This window comes from Latilactobacillus fuchuensis (genome assembly GCF_900258455.1).
Lineage (GTDB): Bacteria > Bacillota > Bacilli > Lactobacillales > Lactobacillaceae > Latilactobacillus > Latilactobacillus fuchuensis.
In genome coordinates, this window is record NZ_LT984417.1 from 340,183 (window position 1) to 351,276 (window position 11,094).

The following is an 11,094-nucleotide window of genomic DNA, read 5'->3' on the forward strand; positions in this document are numbered from 1 at the left end:
ATTGTGTTTAAAAAAATAATCCAGTATCTCATGGTTGGTCTATTAGTCGGGGCACCAGCCAGTCTTGCCGTCCAACCCACGATTAGTCAGGCCGCAACAACGACACCGGCGACGTTACCAACAGCACCCCAAATTGATGCGAGCGCCGCAATTGCGGTCGATGCCAAGTCTGGTCAAGTTTTATTTGAACAAAATGCGGACCAAGCGCTGCCGATTGCATCGATGACTAAAATGATTACGGCCTACATTGTGCTGACTCAGATTAAACAGGGTAAATTGAAGTGGGAGCAGACGATTAAACCGGATACCACGATTTACAAGTTGAGCCAAGACAAAGATTTAACCAACGTCCCATTGCAGGCTGAGGGGCAATATACGGTGCGCGAATTGTACCAGGCAATGATGATTGCTTCAGCCAATGACGCTGCGATGATGTTGGCCAATGCAATTGCTGGTTCGCAAAAGGACTTCGTCGATTTGATGCGCCAACAGGTTAGTCAATGGGGCATCACGGATGCCAAGTTATATTCCGTTTCGGGATTGAACAACGCCTATTTAACGGATGCTATGTATTCGGGCAGTGCGAAAGATGCCGAAAATGAAATGAGTGCGGTCGATATGGCGATTGTTGCTCAAAAATTATTGGCTGATTTTCCTGATGTATTGGACACGACCAAGCAAGCGACCTTCACGTTTGGACCGCAAACGAGCGATGAAACTAAACTAACGACCTTTAATCTAATGTTACCCGGTCAAAAGAATGCGCCGACCGATTACGTCGTGGACGGATTGAAAACCGGCACAACCGATAAAGCCGGCGATTGTTTCACCGGAACGGCGACCAAAGATGGTCAACGGATTATCACGGTCGTTATGCACGCTAACGGGAGTGATACCGGTCGTCGATTTATCGAAACGGGTAAGTTAATGACTGATGTTTTTGATAATTGGGCACCACAGACGTTAGCAAAATCAGCGACTAGTATTGCGGGTTATCAAAATGCGACCGTTAAATACGGTCGACAAGCGACGGTGCCGTTAGTGACCAACCAAACGATAACGCTCTGGTTACCTAAAGGTGCGACGAGCAAGAACGTTGATTGGCAGTACCAAGCCGTTAAAGGTGGTAACAAGCGCCAAGTCCAAGCGCCGATTAAAAAGGGCACCACGGTTGGGCAAGTGAGTCCGCAATTGGCGGGCACCACAACGCGCTTCTTAAAAACGCAACCGACTTATTCATTAAAGACTCAAAAAGCTGATCCAAAGGCTAATGTTTTTGTCTTAATTGGGATGGGCGTTAAAGAGTTTTTCACCGATTTATTTTAATTAGAAATCAGACGCGCCGTCAATCTCATTTAAGGTTGATGGCGTGTTTTAATTTGGCCGGAAAATGGCCGATTATGCTATACTTAATTCAATTCACAGTGATCCACTAGGAGGATTCAAATGGCTTTAACACTCGATGCATGTATATTACTTTTGAAAGAACATCATTTATTAAAAAGCGTGGCTTTAAATGATCCAGCCACTTTAAATATGACCGCAATTGCGTACGACTCCAGAAAAGTAACGGAAGAGACCTTGTTTTTCTGCAAGGGCAATTTCCGACCCGTATTTTTAACCAATGCTAAGGAACAAGGGGCGGTCACGTACGTCGCCGAACAACCAATTTCAGAAGGCAACGGCATGAACGCGTTAATCGTCACCAACGTTCAAAAGGCGATGGCGATTTTATCGGCGGCCTTTTATGATTATCCGCAAGATGATTTATTCATCATTGCTTATACCGGCACGAAGGGGAAAACCACGGCGGCCTATTTCACGCAAGCCATTTTACAAGAAGCCACGATTCAAAAAACAGCGTTGTTCTCAACGATTGATCGCGTATTAGGACCAAAACCAGAACAACGCTTCAAATCGGATTTAACGACGCCGGAAAGTTTGGATTTATTCCACGATATGCGTGAAGCCGTTGAAAATGGGATGACGCATTTAGTCATGGAAGTCTCATCGCAAGCGTACAAGAAAAATCGCGTGTATGGTTTAACTTACGATGTTGGCTTCTTTTTAAACATTTCACCAGATCACGTTGGTCCGAACGAACATCCGGATTTTGCCGATTATTTACACTGTAAATTACAGTTATTAGTCAATTCACGGCGTTGTGTGATCAATGCGCAGACGCAGAATTTTGCCGATGTTTATGCGGCCGCGCAAGCCACCACCAATCCGTCAGACATTTATCTATTTGCGGAGACGGCTTATCAGGCGACCGAAGCCGTTGACATTGATTTCCGATTTGAAAACCTAGAAATGAGTTTGGCCGACAGTCGCTTTAAAGTGACGGCGGTCTCTGATCGTGCTAACGCGTTAGGTGTGGCGGGGGATTATCAATTGCGATTGATTGGTGATTTTAATGAAAGCAACGCAACAGCGGCCATTATTGGATCCGCGTTAGCGGGCGCTGATTTAAAACAAGCGCAACAAGGGATTCGTCAATTACAAATTCCTGGTCGGATGGAGACCTTAGCGGTACCTAACCACGGTCAAGTCTATGTCGATTACGCGCACAATTACGCCAGTATGAAGGCGTTATTGAGCTTTTTACAAAAAGAATATCACAATTCTAAGTTGATTGTGGTCGTTGGGAGTCCCGGTGATAAAGGTGTTTCACGTCGGGCGGGCTTTGCCCAAGTCTTAAATGAATACGCGAATCAGGCCATCTTAACGACCGATGACCCCGGCTATGAAGATCCCGCCGCGATTGCCGCCGAGATTCGGACCGGGATTGACGAAGCGAAAGTCCAAACAACGGTCGAACTCAATCGGGCGACTGCGGTTGAACAAGCGATTGAAGCGAGTCAACCCGGTGAAATCGTGGTGCTGGCGGCTAAAGGTGCGGATGCTTACCAAAAAGTGCGCGGGGTTGATACGCCGTATGCGACTGATATGGTGATTGCAAAGCAAGTCGCTGAACGTCTCACAAAACAGGTTAACTAATCTTTAGTGAACAATTTTAAAGAATTCGTAAATCTAAGTAAACTGTGTTGCATTAAAACGCAACTATCCTTAAAATAAAAGTGTAGTAAACGGTTGCGAAGGAGGAGTTATGATGAAAAGAGTCGCATTATTTGGGACAGTTTTAATGACGGGGTTATTATTGGGGGCTTGCAGCCAACAGACAGCGAGTCAATCAAGTGATAACACGGATCAAAGCTCCGTATCCGTTAGTTTAAAAGAGCGTGAAAGTCGTGTGGCGAAACGTGAAAAACAAGTGTCAAAAGATTCTAGCAGCTTAGCGACCAGCGCCAGCCAATCGGCGGAAACGACGTCATCTTCGGCTTCATCTACAAGTGATCAGTCAAGTGTCGCGACAAGTACCAGCACTGCATCAGTGACGAGCGACAAGATGAGTCAAACAACAACTGCTAGTCAATCAGCACAAAATGCGACGAGTAGTAGTAGCGCCCAAAACACAAATCCAACAACACCAACCCAACCGACAACGGTGGATGGTAATCAAGCCATTAAATTAGTGATTCAACAAGCGGGGCAACAATTTGGTCAATCAGCCTCTTATTTAAATAACGGATTAATCACGCGTGGTGGTCAACAAGGTTATTTAATTAATATCTACGCACCAAATGAAGATTCACCAAGAGCGGGATACTTTGTAACTCAAACGGGTCAAGTTGAACAAATCTGGTAAGCATGACGAATAACGTAGCCGAGCATAGATTGCTCGGCTTTTTTGATGCCAATCATTTTCAGAAAACAATTGACAAAATAACGGAGTCGTGTAAAATAATCTAAGTAAAACGTAATAGTTACTATTTAATGAATGGAGTATTTTATGCATAAGAAACGTTTTGGGAGTCTCGTATTGATTAGCGCGTTAATTTGGTTAATGGTCGGTTGTGCAAAACCACAAACCAATAGTGAGCAGATTCAAGTCGTTTCATCGTTGGATTTTTATGGTGAAGCGGCCCAAGCGGTATTGGGCCAACACGGTCAAGTGACCTCGATTATCAATAGCCCGAGTCTAGACCCACATTCGTATGAACCAACAACGAAGGATGCCAAAGCGGTTGCCCAAGCGGACGTGGTGATTGAAAATGGCTTAGGTTACGATCAATGGTTGGCCAAAGTGGTGGCCGGTTCGAATTCTAAAACGCAAAAAGTCATTCAGATTAACCAGTTAATGAACCGAACTGACGGTGCTAATGAACATTTATGGTATGATTTAAAGACCATGCCGAAGTTAACGCGGCAGTTAATCAAACAATTTAGTCAAATCGATCCAACTCATAAAAAGACGTATCAAAAAAATGGCCAAGCCTATCTCGATAAATTAACGCAGTTGCAAACGCAATTGGATGGACTAAAAGCCCAAGCGAAGGGGCAAAAAGTCGCCGTTAGTGAACCGGTTTTCAATTACGCATTAACGGCGATGGGTTATCAAGTGGCCAATAGTCATTTTGCTAAAGCGATTGAAGATGGCACCGACCCATCACCCAAGGATATTGCGCAGATGCGCCGCTTGATCAAGCAACACGAGATTGCTTTTCTAGTGGTCAATAAACAAGAAGAAAGTCCCGTGATTCAACAGATGCACGAACTTGCCAAGGCGGAAAAAGTGCCGGTTGTCCAAGTCACCGAAACATTACCCGCTAAAGAAACTTACTTAACGTGGATGCAACAACAATTTAAAGCAGTTAGAAAGGCTCAAAATTCATAATGACAGAATTAGTCAAAGCGCAGCAGCTAGGGATTACGTTCGGTAATCGAGCGGTTTTAAAGGATTTAAACTTTGAACTTGAACGCGGTAGTATGACGAGTTTAATCGGCCCGAACGGGGTTGGTAAAACGACCTTAGTCCGCTTATTGATTGGGACGTTGCAACCGACCGTTGGCCAATTGGTCTTTACGCCAGAACGACAAGCATTACACATTGGCTACGTGCCACAGTTTCGCAATCTAGAAGCGGAATACCCTTTATCGATTCGGAGTTTTGTGGGGTTAAATCAATTAAAAAGTCATTTACCATGGCACACTAAATCTGAAAAACAAGCGTTGAACCAGATTTTGGCGCAAACGCATCTAACCGATTTACAGAAAACCACACTGGGGAATGCTTCGGGTGGCGAGAAACAAAAAGCATATTTGGCGCAAGCCTTAATTAGCAAACCCGATTTGTTGATTCTAGATGAATCGACCGCCAGTTTAGACATTGAGACCAAAGAAGAAGTGATGTCGCTCGTTGCTGAATTGAATCAAGAACAGGGCATCACCGTTATTTTTGTCACTCATGATTTGGAACTGGCACGTAAATACACTGATCAATACCTCTTGTTAAAACGCGGTCAGTACGAAATGGGACCAATTGCTCAATTGGATCCAAACTTAGAATTAGATTGATGTGGAGGACGATTAAGTGTTAACTTTTGATTTTATGCGGCACGCGTTTGTCGCCAGTACGTTTATTGCGATTACTTGTGGACTGATTGGGGTGTTTGTGGTTGCCCGGAATATGTCTTTTCTCGCCCATACACTAGCCGAAATTGGTTTTGCCGGCGCCTCGTTTGGGGTTTTCTTAGGAATCGCACCGTTAAACGGGATGTTATTATTCACGATGCTCAGTTCAGTGACAATCGGCCAAATGAGTGCCAAAGAATCGCGCCGTGAAGCGTCGATTAGTGCCATATCGAGCCTATTTATCGGGTTAGGCATTTTATTCTTATCGCTATCGAACCAAAATGCCAGTTATGCGACCAATATTTTATTCGGTTCGATTATTGGGATTAGTTTAGCCGATGTCTATCAGTTGATGGCGTTGTCGGCGGTGATTGTGATTGGGATTTTACTCTTTTATCGCTATTTAGTGTTTGATTCATACGATCCAATTGGCGCGCAAGCCCAAGGGTTAAAAACGAATCTGATTTCAATTTATTTCTTAATATTATTAGCCATCAGCGTTAGTATCGCGGCTCAAATTGTTGGTTCACTATTAGTCTTCATCTTAGTGACTTTACCAGCTTTTATCGCGAAATATCTCGCTAAAAGTGTACCTGCGATGTTAGCCATTTCAGTCGGGGCGGCCTTATTAGGCGTCTGGTTAGGGTTGTGGTTAGGCTACATCACCAATTGGCCAGTCACATTCTTTATCGCAACGATTGAATTTGGCTTCTATTTCATGGCACTACTGTACCATCGACATGTTAGTAGATAAAAAATGAGCGCTGACTGCACACGGGTAAGCTCTGAGCATTAGCCTAGTTCTGCGAATAAAGTCCGGGTTGTGGACTTTGTTTGCGAAATGTAGCTAAGCGGAGGAGCTTGTGTGCAGAAGCGCGTTTTAACGACAGAGCGCTGATTCAGCAACCCAAAAAGAGCCCCAGACAAATGACTGTCTGAGGCTCTTTTCAAGTTAATCAACGAGTGTCGTTAATAATTTTTCTAGTTGGTTTAGCCGTTGTTCGAAAACGGCAAAGGCCCGATTAAGGTAATCAGCATTGGTCATATCGACGCCGGCTTTTTGCATAATCGCAATTGGGTAGTCGGAACTACCGGCTTTTAAATAGGTCAGGTAACGATCTAAAGCCCCATCTTCTTGATTGATAATACCGCTAGCCAAAGTGGTGGCCGCGGCAAAACCGGTCGCATATTGATAAACATAATAGTTCATGTAGAAATGGGGAATGCGCGTCCATTCTAAAGCAATTTCGGGATCGCGCGCGACTGATGGTCCGTAATAACGGGCGTTCAAATCAGCGTAATAATCGGACATGAAGCTAGTCGTTAGTGGTTTGCCAGCGGCTGCTGATTCATGGATGAAATGTTCGAATTCAGCAAATTGGGTCTGACGGAAGATAGTGCCTTTGAAACCGTCAAGGTAGTAGTTCAGCAAGTAAGCTTGGACCTTGGGGTCGGTTTGGGTTTTTAAGAGATAATCGGTTAACAAGTTTTCGTTGGTCGTCGACGCAATTTCGGCGACGAAAATCGGATAATCACCGTAGAGGTAAGGTTGGTTTTGACGGGTCAACGCACTGTGCACGCTATGGCCGGTTTCATGAACCAGTGTGTAAAGATTGTTGAGGTCATCTTGCCAGTTTAATAGGATAAAGGGTTTCGTATCATAGGCGCCACCGGAATAAGCGCCACTGCGTTTACCTAAATTTTCAACGACGTCAATTTGGCGCGTTGTGAAAATTTCTTTGACGATTGTTTGGTAATCAGGCCCCAGGATTTTAAGCGCTTCGAGGGCGGTCGCTTGGGCTTGTTCGTAATTGTAAGTTAAAGCGGGTTTGCCCAATAACGGTGTATATAAATCATACATGTGTAATTCGGGTAATTTCAGCATCTTTTGGCGTAATTGAATATAGCGGTGGAGAAGTGGTAAATGGCGATTAACTTCAGTGACCAATGTCGTATAAACCGTTTCGGGGATGGCCTTTGGTGCGAGCGCTGCTTGGCGTGCATTATCGTAGTGGTGGACTTGCGCTAAATAATTGTGGCCTTTAATTTCGGCCGCTAAAGTGCTGGCAAAAGTATTTTTAAATTGGCCATACGTTTGATACAATGCGGTAAAGGCTTCTTGACGGACGGTTTGGTTAGTGGATTGCAATAACTGGCTGTAAACGCCGTTGGTCAATTGAATGGTTTGACCTGCATCGTCAGTGACGGCTGGAAATTGTAAATCAGAATTATCGAGGGCACTGAATGTCTGGCTGGCAGCGCCTAATATATCGCCAGCTGCGGCAATTAAGGCCTCTTCTTGGCCGGATAGCACGTGTGCTCGGCTAGCAGTAATCGTTTCGATGAAATGGCGGTAAGGGGCTAATACGGGCTCGTTAGTGAGCCAGTTGGTTAATTGGATTTCATTAACGGCTAATATGGCGGGTTCTAAAAAAGCAGTCGTCGCTGAGACCTCGGCTGCGAGGGCGTCAACCTGTGCTTGATAACCTTGATAATGATTATTAGTTGTATCTTGATCGTTTTTTAGACTGGCATAGACGTAAACCGTTTCTAGTTGACGGAACAAAGCCAGAACGGTCTCAATCGTGGTTTGCAGTTGTAGCGCCGTATCAAAAGTCACAGGTTGGATGGCAGTCATCTCCGTTTTGAGCACGGATAAGGCATGTTCAAAGGCCTGGTCATCTTTAAAAATCGTGCTGAGATCCCAAGTGAGTTCAGTTGGGACGGTTTCACGAATGGGTTGTTGATTAGTCGTCATTAATAAAGCCTCCATAGATTACAAGATTTCTCTGTATTTTAACATAATCGGGTTAAATTGACTGATATCAGTGATTTGTTAATTATTAAAATTGTGTAACTTTTTCTGAAACTGATTGTTTGATAACATAATTCGGCTATAATACAAATAGCACAACATAAAGAATGGTCCACTATAGAAAGGAACCACTTATGCAGAATTCTAATTATTTTGGCACGCGAGAAGATAAATATAAAAAAAATAAAAAACACCGTAAACTGAAGGTCTTCATTCTGATTCTAGTTTTGTTGATTGGCGGCGGTGGTGCGTATGCCATGCGCATTAGCGGTCAATTGAAAACTACGGTGAATAAGATTTATAAACCTGCAGGAAATAAAACAGTTTCGACTGCAATAAAAAACAAGAAAACGTTTTCTGTACTTTTACTAGGTGTTGACACTGGTGCAGAGGGACGGATTGACAAAGGTAATTCAGATACAATGATTGTTGCAACAATTAATCCTAAAACAAATAAAACAACTTTGGTCAGTATTCCGCGTGATACACTAGCTCAACTGCAGGGTGCCAACAGTTTCAATATGCAAAAAATAAATGCAGCATATAATGTTGGTGGTTCAAAAATGGCCATGTCGACGGTTGAAAAGCTATTTGATACGAGAATTGATTATTATATAACGGTTAACATGGGGGCTCTTTCTAAAATTGTTGATACCATTGGTGGTGTTGATGTATCAGTCCCATTTAGCTTTAGCTCTGGTGGAAGCACTTTTAAAAAAGGAAAAATGCATTTAAATGGGACACAAGCATTAGCTTATGCACGAATGCGGTATGAGGATCCAAATGGTGATTATGGTCGCCAAAAAAGACAACAACAAGTAATTACTTCGATGATTAAATCAGCCGTATCATTGAAAGCACTGACTAACTTTGAGAATATTCTGAGCTCATTAGAGAATAGTATTGCAACAAATTTAAGCTTTGATGATATGGTTTCTATCCAATCTAATTATAAGGATGCAGCTAAGCATATTACGTCGGATCATTTACAAGGTAGAAGTGCTACTGTTGAGGGTGCATCTTATGAAATCCCAACCAATGATGAAATTCAACGGGTGTCAGACGTTTTACGGACGGCGTTGGGCTTGAAGACCACGACAATTGATAATGCTGAAACCAAACAAAATGATCTCAATACGAATTTTACCGGTTTAGAATATCAACAAGATTTTACGGTTTACTCTGAGAGTGTGATGAATGGCGGCACAAGTACTGATACAACAACGAATGATACGAGTACTGATACAACCTATTCAGATCAGTCATCAACGACAGGTAATACTTGGTCAACGCAAGAATCGACTAGTCAATGGAATAACGGTTATTAATCAAAAAAAGGCCTTGAAATTTAGGGCCTTTTTTTGATTCCTTAGTTTACATTTAAAAGCGAGCAAGGTATCATTTAAAAGGGCCTTTTTGTGCTCAAAAAATAGATGGGATGTGACGTAGCGTGTATTTACTCGTGAACGTAATCGGTTTGTTGGTCTTTATCGGTGTCGGCTTTATTTTTTCAAAGAAAAAGAAGGAAATTGATTGGCGCGCAGTCATCACGATGTTAGTGATTAACTTGGTTCTAGCTTGGTTCTTGACCAGCTTTTCAATTGGTCGCGATATTGTTTTAGGCGCTGCTAATGGGTTTAATTGGTTGGTCCAAGTGGCTTACACTGGGATTGCCTTTGCGTTACCAAGTTGGGTTAATGTGAAACAAATGGACTTTGTGGCCAGCGTTTTATTACCCATCTTAATGATTATTCCATTATTTGATATTTTAACTTATATCGGTATTTTACCTTGGATTATCAAGTGGTTAGGTCGTGGTCTAGCAAAGATTACCGGCCAACCGAAGTTTGAATCGTTTTTTGCGGTTGAAATGATGTTTTTAGGCAATACCGAAGCCCTGGCCGTTTCAAGTTTACAATTGAAACAGATGAAGGCGGAACGAACGTTGACGTTAGCGATGATGTCGATGAGTTGTGTGACGGCTTCCATCATCGGAGCTTACACGCAGATGATGCCGGGTCAATTTATTTTAACGGCCATTCCGGTCAACATTATTAACGCTATTATTGTTACCAATATTTTAAATCCGGTTAAAGTCACACCGGAAGAAGACACGATTGCTAAAATGGGTGGCAGTGCTTCTGCCCCCGGTGAAGAAGTCGCTGCAGACGGTAAAATTGAACGCGAACCTTTCTTCTCATTTTTAGGGGATTCAATTTTAAACGCCGGTAAATTAGTTTTAATTATCACGGCAAACGTCATTGCCTTCGTTGCTTTGGCAGCCTTAATTGATAAAGTATTACAATTGATTAATCCTTGGATTACACTTGAACATTTACTAGGGATTGTGATGTTCCCATTCGCCTGGTTGATGGGCTTAGATGTTTCACACGCGTTTGAATTTGCGCAATATATGGGGACGAAATTAGTCACCAATGAATTCGTCGTTATGGGTAAAGTTTCCGGTTCAATTCACACCTTTGCACCGCATTACCAAGCCGTTTTAACGGTGTTTGTAACGTCATTTGCCAACTTCTCAACAGTTGGGATGATCATCGGTGCTTTCAAGGGCTTAGTTGATCGCGAAAAGAACGATATGATTGCTAAAAACGTCGGCTACATGCTGCTATCTGGGATTTTAGTCTCACTATTATCAGCAGCCACGGTTGGTCTATTCGTTTGGTAACCACGCTGTCTTAAATAAATTGGTTCTCTGTCAACTGTTGTTGGTGGTTTCAATGTGGAAGTAATTGTCATCTATGACAATTACTTCTTTTTTTGTTTTGGAACTTGAGAACGAATAA

9 protein-coding genes are annotated in these 11,094 nt (G+C 43.0%); 8 read left to right on the top strand and 1 reads right to left on the bottom strand.

What is annotated here, in order from left to right; all coding sequences use genetic code 11:
- Positions 1 to 3: 3 nt before the first annotated feature.
- The 6 genes from LFUMFP_RS01565 (at position 4) to LFUMFP_RS01590 (ending at position 6,229) form a co-directional block, all read left to right on the top strand.
- Complete coding sequence (locus tag LFUMFP_RS01565; RefSeq protein WP_233210611.1) at positions 4 to 1,326, top strand: serine hydrolase; 1,323 nt, start codon at positions 4 to 6, stop codon at positions 1,324 to 1,326.
- A gap of 120 nt (positions 1,327 to 1,446) precedes the next feature.
- On the top strand, positions 1,447 to 3,000 hold the full coding sequence (locus LFUMFP_RS01570; protein WP_106482939.1) for a UDP-N-acetylmuramoyl-L-alanyl-D-glutamate--2,6-diaminopimelate ligase: 1,554 nt from the start codon (positions 1,447 to 1,449) through the stop codon (positions 2,998 to 3,000).
- Positions 3,001 to 3,112: 112 nt separating this feature from the next.
- The gene (locus LFUMFP_RS01575; RefSeq protein ID WP_106482940.1) at positions 3,113 to 3,709 is read left to right on the top strand and encodes a hypothetical protein; all 597 of its coding nucleotides are present in this window, start codon (positions 3,113 to 3,115) and stop codon (positions 3,707 to 3,709) included.
- Positions 3,710 to 3,853: 144 nt separating this feature from the next.
- Positions 3,854 to 4,738 (top strand): metal ABC transporter solute-binding protein, Zn/Mn family, encoded by an 885-nt coding sequence (locus LFUMFP_RS01580; protein ID WP_106482941.1) that lies wholly within the window; start codon positions 3,854 to 3,856, stop codon positions 4,736 to 4,738.
- On the top strand, positions 4,738 to 5,418 hold the full coding sequence (locus LFUMFP_RS01585) for a metal ABC transporter ATP-binding protein (RefSeq protein ID WP_106482942.1): 681 nt from the start codon (positions 4,738 to 4,740) through the stop codon (positions 5,416 to 5,418). The genes LFUMFP_RS01580 and LFUMFP_RS01585 overlap by 1 nt, the downstream gene beginning before the upstream one ends.
- 34 nt (positions 5,419 to 5,452) lie before the next feature.
- On the top strand, positions 5,453 to 6,229 hold the full coding sequence (locus tag LFUMFP_RS01590) for a metal ABC transporter permease (RefSeq protein ID WP_106483581.1): 777 nt from the start codon (positions 5,453 to 5,455) through the stop codon (positions 6,227 to 6,229).
- Positions 6,230 to 6,427: 198 nt separating this feature from the next.
- Here the strand turns inward: LFUMFP_RS01590 and pepF are convergent, their stop codons facing one another.
- The gene (gene pepF, locus LFUMFP_RS01595; protein WP_106482943.1) at positions 6,428 to 8,233 is read right to left on the bottom strand and encodes an oligoendopeptidase F; all 1,806 of its coding nucleotides are present in this window, start codon (positions 8,231 to 8,233) and stop codon (positions 6,428 to 6,430) included.
- Between the two features lie 191 nt (positions 8,234 to 8,424).
- Here pepF and LFUMFP_RS01600 point away from each other — a divergent pair, with 191 nt between their 5' ends.
- Positions 8,425 to 9,618, top strand: a complete 1,194-nt coding sequence (locus tag LFUMFP_RS01600; protein ID WP_106482944.1) for an LCP family glycopolymer transferase — start codon at positions 8,425 to 8,427, stop codon at positions 9,616 to 9,618.
- A 122-nt stretch (positions 9,619 to 9,740) separates the two neighbouring features.
- Positions 9,741 to 10,976, top strand: a complete 1,236-nt coding sequence (locus LFUMFP_RS01605; protein ID WP_025082636.1) for a NupC/NupG family nucleoside CNT transporter — start codon at positions 9,741 to 9,743, stop codon at positions 10,974 to 10,976.
- The last annotated feature ends 118 nt before the right edge of the window (positions 10,977 to 11,094 follow it).